The organism is Rhodococcus sp. NPDC003322, from assembly GCF_053589555.1.
On the sequence record NZ_JBSFSC010000003.1, the window covers coordinates 762,360 to 778,705 of the forward strand.

The window sequence follows — 16,346 nt, forward strand, 5'->3', positions numbered from 1 at the left end:
GCGATGAACGATCTCGAGTCCGGCCTGCCCGGCCGTGTCCTCGCGGACCCGACGTGGCTCGCCGCGCGGGTCGACGACACCGGCCGCAGGTGGGCCTGTCGTGACCGCAGGGTCGGCGCGACCCTGTGGTGGTACTCGGTGAGCTCGGAGCTGGTGGCGACCCTGACCGCCGAGCTGCTGCGGACCGGCGGGGCTCCGGATCCCGCACTCGAACTCTGCACCGTCGTCCCGCGCGCGGACGGCCACCTCGACATCGTCCGGAACGACCGGGTGCTGCGTGATCCGACCGAGCTGTCCGGCGAGCTGCGACGCACCCTCGCGGCGATCATCGAGCCACTGGCCCGCGTGAGCGGTGCCGGCGTGCCTGCGCTCTGGGCGATCGCCGCAGATTCGCTCGGGAACCGGGCACTCGACGCCGGGACCGCGCTCGGCTCCCCGGCCTCGGGTAGCGCCCTCGCGGTCCGGCTGGCCGAACTGGTCGGCCCGCCCCTCCCGGTGCCCCGGTTCGTCGACGTCGGGCCACGCCGCTTCCTGCGCCGGACCTCGTGCTGCCTGATCTACCGTGCCCCCGCAGCGGTCGCCGCGGGCGACCCCGACGCGGTCGAACGCGCGAAGTGCGTCAGCTGTCCGCATCAACGACCGGAGGTGCGGCGGGCTCGCCTGGCGGCGCTGTAGCGGAGGGTGGGCAGGCCGATCGGTCGGGCGTGCGGGCCGATCCGTGCGGGGTGCCGATAGCATGAGTGCGCATTGCCGCCGCCGACACCAAGGTCGGCCCACCAACCGAGGAGCACATCGCCGTGACCACGCCTGCATCAGTAGCCCCAGCCGCCCGCGTCCGGGTGCCTGCCGGGACTACGGCCGGCACCGCGGTCCGCGAGGCGGGACTGCCCGGCAAGGGATCCGACGCGATCGTCGTCGTCCGGGACGCCGAAGGCAACCTCAAGGACCTGTCCTGGATCCCCGATACCGACGTCGAGGTGGAGGCCGTCGCGGCCGACACCGAGGACGGCCGCAGCGTGATCCGGCACTCGTGCGCACACGTGCTGGCGCAGGCCGTGCAGCAGGAGTTCCCGGACGCCAAGCTGGGCATCGGCCCGCCGATCAAGGACGGCTTCTACTACGACTTCCAGGTCGCCGAGCCCTTCACCCCGGAGGACCTGACCCGCCTCGAGAAGCGGATGAAGAAGATCGTCAAGGACGCGCAGCGCTTCTCGCGCCGCGTCGTCGAGGACATCGAGGACGCTCGAACCGAGCTGGCGAACGAGCCGTTCAAGATCGAGCTGATCAGTGACAAGTCCGGCATCGACGATCCCGAGGTGATGGAGGTCGGCGGCAACGAGCTGACGATCTACGACAACCTCAACCCCCGCACCGGCGATGTGATCTGGAAGGACCTGTGCCGCGGCCCGCACATTCCGACCACCAAGTACATCCCGGCGTTCAAGATCACCCGTAGCTCCGCCGCCTACTGGCGTGGCAACCAGGAGAACGCCCAGCTGCAGCGCATCTACGGCACCGCGTGGGAGTCGACCGAGGCGCTCGACAATCACCTGGAGCTGCTCGCAGAGGCCGAGCGTCGTGACCACCGCAAGGTGGGCGCGGAGCTGGACCTGTTCTCCTTCCCCGACGAGCTCGGCTCCGGCCTGCCGGTGTTCCACCCCAAGGGCGGCATCATCCGGCAGGAGATGGAGAACTACTCGCGGCAGCGGCACGTCCAGGAGGGCTACGAGTTCGTCTACTCGCCGCACATCACCAAGCAGCACCTGTACGAGGTGTCCGGTCACCTCGACTGGTACCGCGACGGCATGTTCCCGGCGATGCACATCGACGAGGAACTGAACGAGGACGGCACCGTGCGCAAGCCGGGCCAGAACTACTACCTCAAGCCGATGAACTGCCCGATGCACAACCTGATCTTCCGCTCTCGCGGCCGGTCGTACCGTGAGCTGCCGCTGCGGCTGTTCGAGTTCGGCTCGGTGTACCGGTACGAGAAGTCCGGCGTCGTGCACGGACTGACCCGCGTTCGCGGCATGACTCAGGACGACGCGCACATCTACTGCACCAAGGAGCAGATGCGCGACGAGCTGACCACCACGCTGCAGTTCGTGCTCGGCCTGCTCAAGGACTACGGACTCGACGACTTCTACCTCGAGCTGTCGACCAAGAATCCCGACAAGTTCGTCGGCGACGACGCGCTGTGGGAGGAGGCCACCGATACGCTGCGCGAGGTCGGTGAGGCGTCCGGACTGAACCTGGTCCCGGACCCGGGCGGCGCCGCGTTCTACGGCCCGAAGATCTCCGTGCAGGTCCAGGACGCGCTCGGCCGCAGCTGGCAGATGTCCACCATCCAGCTCGACTTCAACCTGCCCGAGCGTTTCGACCTCGAGTTCACCGGCACCGACGGCACCAAGCAGCGCCCGGTGATGATCCACCGTGCCCTGTTCGGATCCATCGAGCGGTTCTTCGGCGTGCTCACCGAGCACTACGCCGGCGCGTTCCCCGCGTGGCTGTCGCCGGTGCAGGTGGTCGGTATCCCCGTCGCCGAGGCGTTCGAGGACCATCTCCACCACGTGATCGCCGGGCTCCGCAAGGCCGGTGTCCGCGCCGAGGTCGACGCCAGTGACGACCGGATGCAGAAGAAGATCCGCAACCACACCACCCAGAAGGTGCCGTTCATGCTGCTCGCAGGCGAACGGGACGTCGAGGCCGGGGCGGTCAGCTTCCGGTTCCGGGACGGTACCCAGGTCAACGGGGTGCCCGTCGCCAAGGCCGTCGAGGTGATCGTCGACTGGATCGCGCGCCGCGACAACGCCTCGCCGACGGCGGAACTGCTCGGGGATCTCACATGACCGAGACCCCCCGGCAGCCGGAGGCTCCGGATTCCACTCGCCGGTCCGAGCCGCCGATGGTGGACACCGGTCCCGGCGACCCGGACCGACTGCAGCGGCTGTGGTCGCCGCACCGGATGTCGTACATCGCGGAGGCACCGAAGGCTGCGGCAACCGACGAGGGGCCGTTCACCGCGATCCCGAAGATGAGCGACGAGGAGGGCCTGATCGTCGCGCGCGGCGAGCACGTCTACGCGGTGCTCAACCTGTACCCGTACAACCCGGGTCACATGATGGTGGTGCCGTACCGGCGGGTGGCGGCGCTCGAGGACCTCACTCCCGGTGAGTCGGCGGAGCTGATGGCGTTCACGCAGCAGGCGATCCGCGTCATCAAGCGGGTGTCGCGGCCGGACGCGTTCAACGTGGGCCTGAATCTCGGTGCGGCAGCGGGTGGTTCGCTCGCCGAGCACCTGCACCAGCACATCGTGCCGCGGTGGGGTGGGGACGCGAACTTCATCACGGTCCTCGGTGGCACGAAGGTGATGCCGCAGCTGCTGCGGGAGACCCGGGCGCTGTTGTCGGCGGCGTGGCAGGAGCTGTCCACCGGCAGCGGAGGCGAGTAGATGCTGAGCATTCTCGGTCGGGCGTCGGTGTCGAAGGTGACGGCACCGCTGGGCCGGGCGCTGGTGGGCACCGGACTGACGCCGGATGCGGTGACCGTGTTCGGCACGGTCGCCAGCGTGGCCGGTGCGGTGACGCTGTTCCCTTCCGGGCACCTGTTCTGGGGGGCGATGTTCCTCTGGTTCTTCGTGATGTTCGACATGCTCGACGGCGCGATGGCGCGGGCCCGCGGCGGGGGGACCCGCTACGGCGCGGTGTTGGACGCGACCTGTGACCGGATCGCCGACGGTGCGATCTTCGCCGGTCTCGCCTGGTGGGCCGTCTACCACGAGAACAGTCGCTCGTTGCTGGTCGCGACCTTGATCTGCCTGGTGACCTCGCAGGTCATCTCGTACGCCAAGGCGCGCGCCGAGGCGAGCGGGTTGTCCGCCGACGGTGGTCTGATCGAGCGTCCGGACCGGTTGGTCATCGTCCTCGTCGGCGCCGGGTTGACCGGCATCGCAGGGCATTTCGGGATCGGCTGGCTCGAGTGGGCGGTGTACGTCGCGATGTGGATCCTCGCCGTCGCCAGTGTGATCACCGTGTTCCAGCGCGTGCTGGCGGTGCGCAACTCGCCCGGTGCCCGGGAGCTGCTGCCGACGGGCAAGCCCGACGGTCAGGCGTCGGCGCAGTGAGTCTCGCGGAGCGGGCGAGCGACCTGGGCTACGCCGCCGGATGGCGCCTGGTCCGCGCACTGCCCGACCGGCTCGCCACCAGGATCTTCGATCTCGGCGCCGACTTCGCCTGCCGCCGTATGGAACGCGCGGCTCGCCGCGGCGCCGGACCGGACCAGTTGCGGCGCAACCTGGCCCGTGTCCTCGGCGTCCCGCCCGAGCAGGTACCCGACGAGCTGATCCGGGAGTCGGTGCGGTCCTATGCCCGGTACTGGCGGGAGGCGTTCCGGTTGCCGTCGATGGATCTGGAGGAGCTGGGGCGCCGGTTGGACTCGAAGATTCAGGGCAAGGAGCATCTCGAGGCCGGGCTCGCGGTGGGCAAGGGCGTCGTGCTCGCGTTGCCGCACACCGGGAACTGGGACATGGCCGGAGTCTGGCTGGTGCAGACGCACGGCACCCTGGCGACCGTCGCGGAACGGCTCAAACCGGAGTCGCTGTATCAGCGTTTCGTCGACTACCGGGAGAGTCTCGGCTTCGAGATCTTCCCCCTCAGCGGCGGGGAGACACCGCCGTTCGGGCAGCTCGCGGACCGGTTGCGGGACAATCAGGTGGTGTGCTTGCTCGGTGAACGCGACCTGGCCAAGCGGGGGGTTCCGGTCACCTTCTTCGGCGAACCGACCCGGATGCCGGCCGGCCCGGCGAAGCTGGCGATCGACACCGGCGCTGCGCTGCTGCCGGTGCACTGCTGGTTCGAAGGGGACGACTGGGGCTTCTCGGTCGGCGCCCCTGTCGACACCGGAGGCGGGATCGGGCCCGCGACCCAGGCGCTCGCGGACCGGTTCGCGGAGAACATCGCCGCGCACCCGGCGGACTGGCACATGCTGCAGCCGCTGTGGCTGGCGGACCTGTCCGACGCGCGCCTGGCTCGAATGGAGTCGTGACGTGAAGATCGGGATGGTCTGCCCGTATTCGTTCGACGTGCCCGGGGGAGTTCAGGCACACGTCGTGGAGCTCGCGCAGGTGCTGATCGAGCGCGGGCACAAGGTCAGTGTGTTGGCGCCGGCGTCGGAGGGCACCGAGCTGCCCGACTTCGTCGTCTCGGCCGGACGTGCCGTCGCGATTCCGTACAACGGATCCGTCGCCCGGCTGACGTTCGGACCGGTGTCCTATGCGCGGGTGCGGCGCTGGATCGCCGACAACGAGTTCGACGTGCTGCACATCCACGAACCGAACGCGCCGAGCCTGTCGATGCTGGCGATGAAGATCGCGGAGGGCCCGATCGTGGCCACCTTCCACACCTCGACCACGAAGTCGTTGGTGCTGAGCACTTTTCAGGGCGTCCTTCAGCCGTACCTGGAGAAGATCACCGGTCGGATCGCGGTGTCCGAGCTGGCCCGGCGCTGGCAGGTCGAGTCCCTCGGATCGGACGCGGTCGAGATCCCGAACGGCGTGGACGTCCCCGCATTCGCGAACGCGCAGCCGTTGGAGGGCTATCCGCGTCCGGGTGGCACGGTGCTGTTCCTCGGCCGCTACGACGAGCCGCGCAAGGGGATGGCCGTCCTGCTCGGCGCGCTGCCGACGCTGGTGGAACGGCATCCCGACCTGCAGGTGCTCGTCGTCGGCCGCGGCGACGAGGATCGCCTCCGCAAGGAGGCAGGCCGGTACGCGAAGCACCTGCGGCTGCTCGGGCAGGTCAGTGACGAGGAGAAGGCGTCGGCGCTGCGCAGCGTCGACGTGTACTGCGCCCCCAACCTGGGGGGCGAGTCGTTCGGCATCGTCCTGGTCGAGGCGATGGCGGCGGGCGCCCCTGTCGTCGCCAGCGAGCTCGACGCGTTCCGCCGGGTGCTGCGGGACGGCACCGCCGGAATGCTGACTCCGATCGGGGACTCGGCAGCGCTGGCCGCGGCCCTCGATGCCGTGCTCTCCGACCCGGACCGGCGCCGCGCCCTGATCGACGTCGCGTCGGAGGTGGTCGCCGAATACGACTGGCCGGTGGTGGCCGAGCAGATCCTGCGGGTGTACGAGACCGTGACCGTCGGTGCACACGGTGTCCGGGTGGAGGCGTGATGACGCTGTCGGCCACGACCATCCTCGTCATCGCGCTCGTCGTCGCGGTCCTCGTTGCGATCGCGGTCTGGGCGTACGGCACCGCGAACCGGCTCGACCGGCTGCACGTTCGCTCCGACCTGTCCTGGCAGTCGCTCGACGCGGCTCTGGCGCGCCGTGCCGTCGTCGCTCGCGCGGTCGCGGCCGCGGTCGTCCCGACCGGGTACGCGTTCGGGGCGGCGCCGCCACCTGAGCTGGACGGGCAGCGGCTCACGGCGTTGGCGGATCGCGCGGAACACGCAGACCGTGCGCAGCGGGAGCAGGCGGAGAACGAGTTGTCGGCGGCGCTGGCGGCGGTACCCGCGCAGGCTCTCGCGCCGCAGTTGGTGGCCGAACTCGCCGATGCCGAGGCCCGGGTGCTGATCGCCCGGCGGTTCCACAACGATGCCGTCCGGGACACCCTGGCACTGCGCACCCGGCGACCGGTGCGCTGGCTGCATCTCGGCGGAACCGCCCCGCTGCCCACCTATTTCGAGATCGCCGAGCGCACCACCGCGTCCGCAGGGGCCGGGCAGGGCGTCGACGAGATGCGCACCTCCGCGCGCGTGGTGCTCGTCGACGACGACGATCGCGTGCTGATGCTGCGTGGGCACGACCCGCAGGTGCCGGACGTGTACTTCTGGTTCACCATCGGCGGCGGCGTCGAGGCGGGGGAGAGTCTGCGCGAGACCGCGGTCCGGGAGATCCGCGAGGAAACCGGCCTCGAGATCGATGCCGCCAAACTGCGCGGACCGATCTGGCGCCGGGTGGCGGTGTTCCCCTACAACGGGGACGTGATCCGCTCGGAGGAGTTGTTCTTCGCCTTGCGGAGCGCCGCGTTCACTCCGCAGCGAGGTGGCTTCACCGATCTCGAGCGGCGGGCGATCTCCGGGCACCGGTGGTGCACCCCGGCCGACATGCGGTCGATCGCGGCCGGCGGCGAGGTGGTGTATCCGGAGGACCTCCCGGACCTGGTTGGTGAGGTTTGCGAAGTTCTCTCCCGGGCCGAGGAACCCGAGGTCCGGTCCATCCGCTGAGGCACTAGGATCGACGGTACGCACCGGCGGGGGGCCGAGCTTGCCGAGCTTCGAGCCCACGTCCGTGGCGGTTCCGAGTAACAGGCCACTACCGATGGAGTTTGCCGTGAGCACCCCCGATACCGCCCCGACGACTGGAACGGCCCGCGTCAAGCGGGGCATGGCCGAGATGCTCAAGGGCGGCGTGATCATGGACGTCGTCACCCCCGAGCAGGCGAAGATCGCCGAGGACGCCGGTGCCGTCGCCGTCATGGCCCTCGAGCGTGTCCCGGCCGACATCCGCGCCCAGGGCGGCGTCTCGCGCATGTCCGATCCGGACATGATCGACGGCATCATCTCCGCGGTGTCGATCCCGGTGATGGCCAAGGCCCGTATCGGTCACTTCGTCGAGGCGCAGATCCTGCAGTCCCTCGGTGTCGACTACATCGACGAGTCCGAGGTGCTCACCCCGGCCGACTACGCCAACCACATCGACAAGTGGAAGTTCACCGTGCCGTTCGTGTGCGGTGCCACCAACCTCGGTGAGGCGCTGCGCCGGATCACCGAGGGCGCGGCGATGATCCGCTCCAAGGGTGAGGCCGGCACCGGTGACGTCTCCAACGCCACCACCCACATGCGCACCCTCGGTGCGGAGATCCGCCGTCTCGGGTCGATGAGCGAGGACGAGCTGTACGTCGCGGCGAAGGAGCTGCAGGCGCCGTACGAGCTGGTGGTCGAGGTCGCCAAGGAGGGCAAGCTGCCCGTCACCCTGTTCACCGCGGGTGGCATCGCGACCCCGGCGGACGCGGCGATGATGATGCAGCTCGGCGCCGAGGGCGTGTTCGTCGGCTCCGGGATCTTCAAGTCCGGCAACCCGGCCGAGCGGGCCGCGGCGATCGTGAAGGCCACCACCTTCTACGACGACCCGGACGTGCTCGCGAAGGTCTCGCGTGGCCTGGGCGAGGCGATGGTCGGCATCAACGTCGACGAGATCCCGCAGCCGCACCGGCTCGCCGAGCGCGGTTGGTGACCCACCACCGCTGACCATGCACGGCCCCGCATCCACGATGCGGGGCCGTCGCGTTGTTACGTTGAGCACCGCCGGAAGGGGTAACCACATGTCGTCGATCGAAGAGATTCTCGAACTCGAACAGCTCGAGAAGGACATCTTCCGCGGGATCGTCGCCGAGACCATGCTGACCCGAACGTTCGGCGGTCAGGTGGCCGGGCAGGCACTGGTGTCGGCGGTGCGCACCGTCGACCCGGAGTTCCGGGTGCATTCGCTGCACGGGTACTTCCTGCGGCCGGGCAACCCGACCATCCCGGCGGTCTTCCTCGTGGACCGGATCCGTGACGGCCGGTCGTTCTGCACCCGCCGGGTCACCGGTGTCCAGGACGGGCAGGCGATCTTCACGATGTCCGCGTCGTTCCACGTCGGCGACGTCGGCATCGAGCACGGGGACCGGATGCCGCCGGTGCCCGATCCCGAGGACCTGCCCGACACCGCGCTGTCGGCCGGCGAGCTGTCGTGGGAGTTCCGGGAGTGGGCCGACTGGGATCTGCGGTTCGTTCCGCAGGAGGACATCGACCGTCGCCCGGGTGTGCCCGCGCAGCAGCAGGTGTGGTTCCGGTACCGCGGCACCCTGCCCGAGGATCCGGTCTTCCACATCTGCACGCTCGCGTACATGTCCGACATGACGCTGCTCGGGTCGGCGCAGGTGCCGCACGCCGACGCCCGACTCCAGCAGGCCTCGCTCGACCACGCCCTGTGGTTCCTGCGTCCGTTCCGCGCCGACGAGTGGCTGCTCTACGACCAGTCCTCGCCGTCCGCGGGTTTCGGGCGGGCGCTGACCCAGGGCCGCATCTTCGACCGCTCGGGCACCATCGTCGCTGCCGTCGTGCAGGAGGGACTGACCCGCCTGCTGCGGGACTGACCCCGGTCACGCCGGCGCGAACTGCACGACGTGGTAGCCGATCCCGTGACCGAGCGGCGCCTCGGTGAGCTGCGAGAGCACTGTGGTGCCCTCGACCGGATGCCACCGACGCCATGGCGTCCAGGGACGGTCCGGCCATGCCGGTGGCCACCGACAGCTTGTGTCGGTCGGGTGGGGTTTCGGCGCCGCGGCGGGCCGGGGTGGCCGTGTGTTGACGCATCGTCACCCCCCGTATCCTCGATCTGTGCAGCCCACCGCCCCGGATCCCCTGACCGTGACCGGTGACGTCCTGTACCGGGAGCGGATCGCGTGGCCCCGCGGTGCGGTCGTGACCGTCACCCTCGAGGACGTCTCCCGGATGGACGTGCCTGCCACCGTGCTGGCAACCCAGCGGATCACCGACGCGACCGGTGTCCCGGTGCCCTTCACCCTGACCACGGACCGTGCCGCGATCGACGGACGGGCCCGGTTGGCGGTGCGGGCGCGCATCGACGTGGACGGCGAACTGCACTGGACCACCGACACCGCGCACCCGGTCCCCACGGCCGGTCCGGTCCCCGAGCAGCATCTGCTTCTGGTGGGTGTACGCCGCGCCTGAACACGTCCGGCGCGCAGGCGGCCGGCCCGACGACTCGAAAACCCTTTCCGGCAAATGAGATTGGAACAGTCATCAACACCGTGTACGCACCCGTGACCACGCCCGCCGAGGAACTCGCCGACCGACCGACGGTCGGCGTGCTTGCCCTGCAGGGTGACGTGCGTGAGCATCTCGCGGCGCTGCGTGCGTCGGGGGCCGACGCGATCACCGTCCGCCGCCGCGAGGAACTGGACGCGGTGGACGCGCTGGTCATCCCCGGCGGCGAGTCCACGACGATGAGCCGGCTGCTGGTGGTCTTCGACCTGCTCGAACCGCTCCGGGAACGACTGCGGGCGGGCATGCCCGCGTACGGGTCGTGCGCGGGCATGATCCTGCTGGCGTCCGAGGTGCTCGACACCCGGCCCGACGCCCACTGCCTGTCCGGCCTCGACATCACCGTGCGGCGCAACGCCTTCGGCCGCCAGGTCGACTCGTTCGAGGAGGACCTCGACGTGACGGGTGTCGCGGGGGAGCGGATGCGCGCAGTGTTCATCCGGGCGCCGTGGGTCGAACGGGTCGGCGAGGGTGTCGAGGTGCTTGCCACGGTGCCGGAGGGGCCCGCCGCGGGGCGGGTCGTCGCGGTGCGGCAGGGGGCGGTCCTGGCGACGTCCTTCCACCCCGAGGTCACCGGCGATCGGCGCATCCACGAGCTGTTCGTGGGCATGGTTCGCCGGGTCAGGGCCGAGCGCGGGTAAACTGGCGCTACTGTGTGCTTCCCGCCGTGGCCGCCTCGCTGCTGCGGGCGCACCCAAACACACCGGGAAGAGGGAATTCACGTATGAGCGGCCATTCCAAATGGGCCACCACCAAGCACAAGAAGGCCGTGATCGACGCCAAGCGCGGTAAAGCCTTCGCGAAGCTGATCAAGAACATCGAGGTCGCCGCGCGCACCGGCGGTGGTGACCCGGCCGGAAACCCGACGCTGTACGACGCCATCCAGAAGGCGAAGAAGACCTCGGTCCCCAACGACAACATCGAGCGCGCCCGCAAGCGCGGTGCCGGTGAAGAGGCCGGCGGCGCCGACTGGCAGACCATCATGTACGAGGGTTACGGCCCGAACGGTGTCGCGGTGCTGATCGAGTGCCTCACCGACAACCGCAACCGCGCCGCCGGCGAGGTGCGCACCGCGATGACCCGCAACGGCGGCAACATGGCCGATCCGGGATCGGTGTCGTACCTGTTCACCCGCAAGGGTGTCGTCGTGCTGGACAAGGCCGGCCGCAGCGAGGACGAGATCCTCGAGGTCGTGCTGGAGGCCGGCGCGGAGGAGATCAACGACCTCGGCGAGCAGTTCGAGATCGTCGCCGAGGCCGGCGACCTGATCGCGGTGCGCACGGCCCTGGTCGACGCGGGGATCGACTACGACTCCGCCGACCCGGACTTCCGTGCCTCGGTCGAGGTGCCGGTCGACGTCGACGGCGCTCGCAAGGTGTTCAAGCTCGTCGACGCGCTCGAGGAGTCCGACGACGTGCAGAACGTCTACACCAACGTCGACGTCTCGGACGAGGTGCTCGCCGAACTCGACGCCTGAGCGGCACGCCCCCGTGCGGTTCCGTGACGGTCGGGACGTCCGCTGGAGTGTGCGGCGGCGATGGCTGCCCTGGCGCCGGCGAACGTCGGTCCCCGATTGGGGACCCGGCTTCGACAGCATCTCGCTCGGGGACGACCCGATCAGCGCCGTCATCGGCATCGTCCTGCTGGTCCTGATGCTGCCGGTGCTGGTCCTCGCGCTCGTGGTCGGCCTCGAGTTCCTGCTGTTGTTGCTGCTGCTGCCCGTGTGGGTGGTGGTACGCGTGCTGTTCGGCGTGCCGTGGATCGTCGTGGTTCGACGCGACGGAAAGGTCGTCCACGAGGAGGCGGTCCGCGGCTGGCGGGAGTCGAGGGCCCGGATCGAGGCCATCGCCGCCCAGCTCCGCGACGGTCGTGACCTGGCCGCGATCCGATCGAACAGATGACCGGCGCCGGCCGGGGCCGTGTTGGTCCCGGCCGGTGTCGGTGCACGCGCCTATACTCTCGAACAGCTGTTCGCAAGATGTCGAGAGGTGGGCGCGTGCGTGTGTTCGGAGTGGACCCCGGACTGACCCGGTGCGGGTTCGGGGTGGTCGACGCGGGCCGCGGGCGCGAGGTCGTGCCGGTCGCGGTGGACGTCGTCCGCACTCCCGTCGACATGGACCTCGCGAACCGGTTGCTGCTGGTCGCCGACGCCGCCGAGCGGTGGCTGGACGAGTACCGTCCGACGGTCGTCGCGGTCGAACGGGTCTTCTCGCAGCACAACGTGCGCACCGCGATGGGCACCGCGCAGGCCGGTGGCGTGGTCGCGCTGGCGGCCGCGCGGCGCGGCATCGACGTCTGCTTCCACACTCCGAGCCAGGTCAAGTCCGCCGTCACCGGCAACGGCGCCGCGGACAAGAAGCAGGTCACCGCGATGGTCACCAAGATCCTCGGGCTGGCGACCGCGCCGAAACCCGCCGATGCCGCCGACGCCCTCGCGCTGGCGATCTGTCACTGTTGGCGGGCGCCGATGCTGTCGAGGATGGCGCAGGCGGAGGCCGCGGCGGCCGAGCAGCGCAAGCGCTACGAGGCCCGGCTGGCGCAGGAGAGAAAGTCCCGGATGGAGAAGGCAGGTTCGAGATGATCGCGTCGGTGCGCGGTGAGGTGCTCGAGATCGCGCTCGATCACGTGGTGATCGAGGCGGCGGGTGTCGGTTACCGCCTGAACGCGACCCCGGCGACGCTCGCGACGCTGCAGCGCGGTGCCGAGGCACGGCTGGTGGCGGCGATGATCGTCCGCGAGGACTCGATGACGCTGTACGGCTTCCACGACACCGAGTCCCGCGACCTGTTCGGGTTGCTGCAGACGGTGTCGGGTGTCGGGCCGCGGTTGGCAATGGCGATCCTCGCGGTCCTCGAACCGGAGGCGCTGCGCAAGGCGCTCGCCGAGGGCAACGTCTCCGCGCTGACCCGGGTTCCGGGGATCGGCAAGCGCGGCGCGGAGCGGATGGTCGTCGAACTGCGTGACAAGGTCGAGGCGGTTCCCGCGGGCCCGGGGTCGCCCGCGGCCGCCGCAGCGGCGGGGCCGATCCGGGACCAGATCGTCGAGGCGCTGGTCGGGCTCGGCTTCCCCCCCAAGCAGGCCGAACCGGCCACCGATTCGGTGCTCGCCGCCGACCCCGAAGCGGACACCTCGCGTGCCCTGCGGTCCGCACTGGCCCTGCTGGGTAAGACCCGGTGACCGAGCGCCGGACGTTCGAGGACGGGGACACCGTCGACCCCGCCGAGTCGCCGGTCTCGGCGGAGCTGGTCAGTGGTGACGGGGACATCGAGGCGAGTCTGCGGCCCACCTCTCTCGAGGACTTCATCGGCCAGCCGAGGGTCCGCGAACAGCTTCAACTGGTGCTGGCCGGCGCGAAGTTGCGCGGCGGCACGCCCGACCACATCCTGCTGTCCGGTCCGCCCGGACTCGGCAAGACGTCGATGGCGATGATCATTGCCGCGGAGCTGGGCACCTCGCTGCGACTGACCTCGGGACCCGCGCTCGAGCGGGCCGGTGACCTGGCTGCGATGCTGAGCAACCTCGTCGAGGGCGACGTGCTGTTCATCGACGAGATCCACCGCATCGCGCGCCCCGCCGAGGAGATGCTGTACCTGGCGATGGAGGACTTCCGCGTCGACGTCGTCGTCGGCAAGGGACCGGGAGCGACGTCGATTCCGCTCGAGGTCGCGCCGTTCACGCTCGTCGGCGCGACGACGCGTTCCGGCGCGCTGACCGGGCCGCTGCGGGACCGGTTCGGTTTCACCGCCCACATGGACTTCTACGATCCGCCCGAACTGCAGCGAATCCTGTTGCGGTCAGCGGGAATTCTCGGTGTCCGGCTCGGCGAGGAGGCGAGCGCGGAGATCGCGGGCCGGTCGCGCGGCACCCCGCGAATCGCGAACCGACTGTTGCGTCGCGTGCGGGACTTCGCGGAGGTCCGTGCCGACGGCGTGATCACCCGCGACATCGCACGGGCCGCGCTCGCGGTCTACGACGTCGACCAGCTCGGCCTCGACCGTCTCGACCGGGCGGTGCTCAGCGCGCTGGTCCGCAGCTTCGGTGGCGGTCCGGTCGGGGTGTCGACGCTGGCCGTCGCGGTCGGGGAGGAGCCCAGCACCGTGGAAGAGGTGTGCGAGCCGTTCCTGGTGCGGGCGGGCATGGTCGCGCGCACCCCGCGGGGCCGCGTCGCGACCGCCGCCGCCTGGCAGCAGCTCGGAATGACGCCGCCGCCGGACGCCGCGACTGGCGGAATAGATGTACGTGTCAACGAACCGCAGCAGGGTGTGTGGGAGTGATGGCACACTGGTGTACTGCGCCGGTCCGCACGGGACCGGTCGTGTCGACAACCCTCAAGGACTGACTTCAACGATGGAATTGCTGTTTCCGCTCCTGATCCTCGTTCTGCTGGTGCCGATGTTCCTGGGCATCCGGCGTCAGAAGAAGGAGATGGCGAAGACCGCTGATCTGCAGGATTCGCTGAAGGTCGGCGACCGCATCATGACGACGGCGGGCCTGCACGGCACCGTGGCCGCGCTCGGCGACACGACCGTCGAGCTGGAGATCGCACCGGGCGTCGTGACGACCTGGTCGCGCCTCGTGGTTCGCGAGCTCGTCACCGAGGACACCGACACCGACACCGATTCCGATGTCGTGGATTCCGATGTCGTGGACTCGCCCGTGCAGGACGAGACCCCCGAGCAGACCCAGCGTCGCCTCGACCAGGACTGACCTGATCGCCTCCGCTGCCGAGTGAGCACACTCGGCAGCGGTCGCGTGCGGGGCGGGTTGCGCGGACACGGCCACTGCGACCAGTCCGCACTGAGCACTAGGAGAACTACGGATCGTGGCATCACCCAGCGGAGCCGTACGGCCTGCGCGTTCGCTCGTGATCTTCGGGCTGATCGTCGCCGCCCTGTACGCGCTCGTCTTCTTCACCGGGGACAAGTCCCCGACCCCGAAGCTCGGCATCGACCTGCAGGGCGGAACCCGCGTCACGCTGACCGCGCGAACCCCGGACGGAAGCACACCGAGCCAGGACAGCCTGCGGCGGGCCCAGGAGATCATCGAGACCCGGGTGAACGGACTCGGTGTGTCCGGCTCCGAGGTGGTCATCGACGGTGACAACCTGGTGATCACCGTGCCGGGTGACGACAGCGCCCAGGCCCGCACGCTCGGCCAGACCGCGCGCCTGTACATCCGCCCGGTGCTCGGCTCCCAGGTGTCTGCGAACGCGCAGGCACAGTCGGGTCAGGCCCCGGCGCCCGCTGAGCCTGCCCCCGCACCCGCCCCGGAGACTCCCGCCCCGGCCGCCGAGGCCCCGGCACCGCAGAACCGGCCCTTCCCGGCGCAGGAGCCCACCGTCCCGCCGACCGAGGCACCGCAGACCGAGACTCCGGCGCCGGCCGCGGGTGCCGACGAGGGTGACGAGGCGGCCGCGCAGATCGCGGCCGCGAAGGCGACCCGGCAGAGCACCGACCCGGCCGTGCAGCAGCAGGCGATGGCCACGCTCGACTGCAACGCCGCCGACCCGCTGCAGGGCAACGACGATCCCGCCCTGCCTCTGGTTGCGTGCTCCACCGACGGCACCACCGTCTACCTGCTCGGCCCGAGCATCATCGACGGCCAGGAGATCTCGGACGCGACCTCCCAGTTCAACACCCAGCAGGCCCGCCACGAGGTCAGCCTGACCTTCAAGTCCGGTGGCAGCAACACCTGGGCGCAGTTCACGGCCGCCAACATCGGCAAGCAGGCCGCGTTCACGCTCGACTCGAAGGTGGTCAGCGCGCCGGTCGTCCAGGGGGCGACCCCCGCGGGCAGCGCCACGTCGATCACCGGCGACTTCACCGCCACCACGGCCAAGGAACTGGCGAACACCCTCAAGTACGGCTCGCTGCCCCTGTCGTTCCAGGCGTCGGAGGCCGAGACCGTGTCGGCGACCCTCGGACTGGCGTCGCTGCAGGCGGGTCTGATCGCGGGCGCGATCGGCCTGGTCCTGGTGCTGCTGTACTGCCTGGTCTACTACCGGATGCTCGGCATCCTGACCGCGCTGTCGCTGATCCTGTCGGGTGTGCTGGTCTACGCGATCATGGTCCTGCTCGGCCGCTACATCGGCTTCACGCTCGACCTCGCGGGCATCGCGGGTCTGATCATCGGTATCGGCATGACCGCCGACTCGTTCGTCGTGTACTTCGAGCGCATCAAGGACGAGATGCGTGAGGGCCGCAGCTTCCGTTCCGCGGTGCCTCGCGGCTGGGCCCGCGCCCGCCGGACCATCCTGTCCGGCAACGCCGTGAGCTTCATCGCCGCGGCCGTGCTGTACGTGCTCGCCGTCGGCCAGGTCCGGGGCTTCGCGTTCACCCTCGGCCTGACCACCATCCTGGACGTCCTCGTGGTGTTCCTGGTGACCCATCCGCTGGTGCACCTGGCGTCGAAGTCGGCGTTCTGGTCGAAGCCCAGCGTCAACGGGCTCGGCGCCGTGAGCCAGGTGGCACGGGAACGTAAGACGGCGGCCGCCGCCACGCAGGCGAAGGAGTCCTGAA

At 70.0% G+C, this 16,346-nt stretch carries 18 protein-coding genes; all 18 read left to right on the forward strand.

Translation table 11 applies throughout. The features are described 5' to 3' along the window. Window positions 1-3: 3 nt before the first annotated feature. The 18 genes from ACWDUM_RS15820 to secD all read left to right on the forward strand — a co-directional run bounded on the left by ACWDUM_RS15820 (window position 4) and on the right by secD (window position 16,345). Window positions 4-675, forward strand: coding sequence for a (2Fe-2S)-binding protein (locus tag ACWDUM_RS15820; RefSeq protein ID WP_450134668.1), 672 nt, complete (start codon window positions 4-6; stop codon window positions 673-675). 122 nt (window positions 676-797) lie between these two features. Continuing rightward, the gene (gene thrS / locus ACWDUM_RS15825; protein ID WP_450117206.1) at window positions 798-2,849 is read left to right on the forward strand and encodes a threonine--tRNA ligase; all 2,052 of its coding nucleotides are present in this window, start codon (window positions 798-800) and stop codon (window positions 2,847-2,849) included. Next, on the forward strand, window positions 2,846-3,451 hold the full coding sequence (locus ACWDUM_RS15830) for an HIT family protein (RefSeq protein ID WP_450117205.1): 606 nt from the start codon (window positions 2,846-2,848) through the stop codon (window positions 3,449-3,451). Before thrS ends, ACWDUM_RS15830 begins: the two co-directional genes overlap by 4 nt. Beyond that, entirely contained in the window at window positions 3,452-4,123 is a 672-nt protein-coding gene (gene pgsA / locus ACWDUM_RS15835; protein ID WP_450134669.1) for a phosphatidylinositol phosphate synthase, read from the forward strand. Beyond that, a complete protein-coding gene (locus ACWDUM_RS15840) occupies window positions 4,120-5,043 on the forward strand; it encodes a phosphatidylinositol mannoside acyltransferase (RefSeq protein ID WP_450134670.1) in 924 nt (307 codons plus the stop codon). The genes pgsA and ACWDUM_RS15840 overlap by 4 nt, the downstream gene beginning before the upstream one ends. Window position 5,044: 1 nt before the next feature. Then, complete coding sequence (locus ACWDUM_RS15845) at window positions 5,045-6,169, forward strand: glycosyltransferase family 4 protein (RefSeq protein WP_450117202.1); 1,125 nt, start codon at window positions 5,045-5,047, stop codon at window positions 6,167-6,169. Next, the gene (locus tag ACWDUM_RS15850; RefSeq protein WP_450134671.1) at window positions 6,169-7,224 is read left to right on the forward strand and encodes an NUDIX hydrolase; all 1,056 of its coding nucleotides are present in this window, start codon (window positions 6,169-6,171) and stop codon (window positions 7,222-7,224) included. The genes ACWDUM_RS15845 and ACWDUM_RS15850 overlap by 1 nt, the downstream gene beginning before the upstream one ends. Window positions 7,225-7,318: 94 nt before the next feature. Further along, complete coding sequence (pdxS, locus tag ACWDUM_RS15855; RefSeq protein WP_450134672.1) at window positions 7,319-8,233, forward strand: pyridoxal 5'-phosphate synthase lyase subunit PdxS; 915 nt, start codon at window positions 7,319-7,321, stop codon at window positions 8,231-8,233. Window positions 8,234-8,321: 88 nt separating this feature from the next. Further along, on the forward strand, window positions 8,322-9,137 hold the full coding sequence (locus ACWDUM_RS15860) for an acyl-CoA thioesterase (RefSeq protein WP_450134673.1): 816 nt from the start codon (window positions 8,322-8,324) through the stop codon (window positions 9,135-9,137). 244 nt (window positions 9,138-9,381) lie between these two features. Beyond that, the gene (locus ACWDUM_RS15865; protein ID WP_450134674.1) at window positions 9,382-9,735 is read left to right on the forward strand and encodes a YbaY family lipoprotein; all 354 of its coding nucleotides are present in this window, start codon (window positions 9,382-9,384) and stop codon (window positions 9,733-9,735) included. An 80-nt stretch (window positions 9,736-9,815) separates the two neighbouring features. Beyond that, a complete protein-coding gene (gene pdxT, locus ACWDUM_RS15870) occupies window positions 9,816-10,469 on the forward strand; it encodes a pyridoxal 5'-phosphate synthase glutaminase subunit PdxT (protein ID WP_450134675.1) in 654 nt (217 codons plus the stop codon). Window positions 10,470-10,552: 83 nt separating this feature from the next. Beyond that, on the forward strand, window positions 10,553-11,305 hold the full coding sequence (locus ACWDUM_RS15875; RefSeq protein ID WP_450115061.1) for a YebC/PmpR family DNA-binding transcriptional regulator: 753 nt from the start codon (window positions 10,553-10,555) through the stop codon (window positions 11,303-11,305). Window positions 11,306-11,318: 13 nt separating this feature from the next. Beyond that, a complete protein-coding gene (locus ACWDUM_RS15880) occupies window positions 11,319-11,729 on the forward strand; it encodes a hypothetical protein (RefSeq protein ID WP_450134676.1) in 411 nt (136 codons plus the stop codon). A 95-nt stretch (window positions 11,730-11,824) separates the two neighbouring features. Continuing rightward, entirely contained in the window at window positions 11,825-12,409 is a 585-nt protein-coding gene (gene ruvC, locus ACWDUM_RS15885) for a crossover junction endodeoxyribonuclease RuvC (protein WP_450115059.1), read from the forward strand. Continuing rightward, window positions 12,406-13,005, forward strand: a complete 600-nt coding sequence (gene ruvA, locus ACWDUM_RS15890) for a Holliday junction branch migration protein RuvA (protein WP_450134677.1) — start codon at window positions 12,406-12,408, stop codon at window positions 13,003-13,005. Before ruvC ends, ruvA begins: the two co-directional genes overlap by 4 nt. Continuing rightward, window positions 13,002-14,102 carry a Holliday junction branch migration DNA helicase RuvB gene (ruvB, locus tag ACWDUM_RS15895; protein ID WP_450134678.1) on the forward strand — a complete coding sequence of 367 codons (1,101 nt, stop codon included), beginning with the start codon at window positions 13,002-13,004 and terminating at the stop codon, window positions 14,100-14,102. Before ruvA ends, ruvB begins: the two co-directional genes overlap by 4 nt. A gap of 73 nt (window positions 14,103-14,175) precedes the next feature. Beyond that, window positions 14,176-14,535 carry a preprotein translocase subunit YajC gene (gene yajC / locus ACWDUM_RS15900; RefSeq protein ID WP_450134679.1) on the forward strand — a complete coding sequence of 120 codons (360 nt, stop codon included), beginning with the start codon at window positions 14,176-14,178 and terminating at the stop codon, window positions 14,533-14,535. A gap of 115 nt (window positions 14,536-14,650) precedes the next feature. Further along, the gene (secD, locus tag ACWDUM_RS15905; RefSeq protein WP_450134680.1) at window positions 14,651-16,345 is read left to right on the forward strand and encodes a protein translocase subunit SecD; all 1,695 of its coding nucleotides are present in this window, start codon (window positions 14,651-14,653) and stop codon (window positions 16,343-16,345) included. The last annotated feature ends 1 nt before the right edge of the window (window position 16,346 follow it).

Coding starts and splice junctions, on each gene's coding strand:
- ACWDUM_RS15820 (WP_450134668.1), top strand. CDS start 4: ATGAACGATCTCGAGTCCGGCCTGCCCGGCCGTGTCCTCGCGGACCCG.
- ACWDUM_RS15850 (WP_450134671.1), top strand. CDS start 6,169: ATGACGCTGTCGGCCACGACCATCCTCGTCATCGCGCTCGTCGTCGCG.
- pgsA (WP_450134669.1), top strand. CDS start 3,452: ATGCTGAGCATTCTCGGTCGGGCGTCGGTGTCGAAGGTGACGGCACCG.
- ACWDUM_RS15830 (WP_450117205.1), top strand. CDS start 2,846: ATGACCGAGACCCCCCGGCAGCCGGAGGCTCCGGATTCCACTCGCCGG.
- pdxS (WP_450134672.1), top strand. CDS start 7,319: ATGGAGTTTGCCGTGAGCACCCCCGATACCGCCCCGACGACTGGAACG.
- yajC (WP_450134679.1), top strand. CDS start 14,176: ATGGAATTGCTGTTTCCGCTCCTGATCCTCGTTCTGCTGGTGCCGATG.
- ACWDUM_RS15860 (WP_450134673.1), top strand. CDS start 8,322: ATGTCGTCGATCGAAGAGATTCTCGAACTCGAACAGCTCGAGAAGGAC.
- ACWDUM_RS15875 (WP_450115061.1), top strand. CDS start 10,553: ATGAGCGGCCATTCCAAATGGGCCACCACCAAGCACAAGAAGGCCGTG.
- ruvA (WP_450134677.1), top strand. CDS start 12,406: ATGATCGCGTCGGTGCGCGGTGAGGTGCTCGAGATCGCGCTCGATCAC.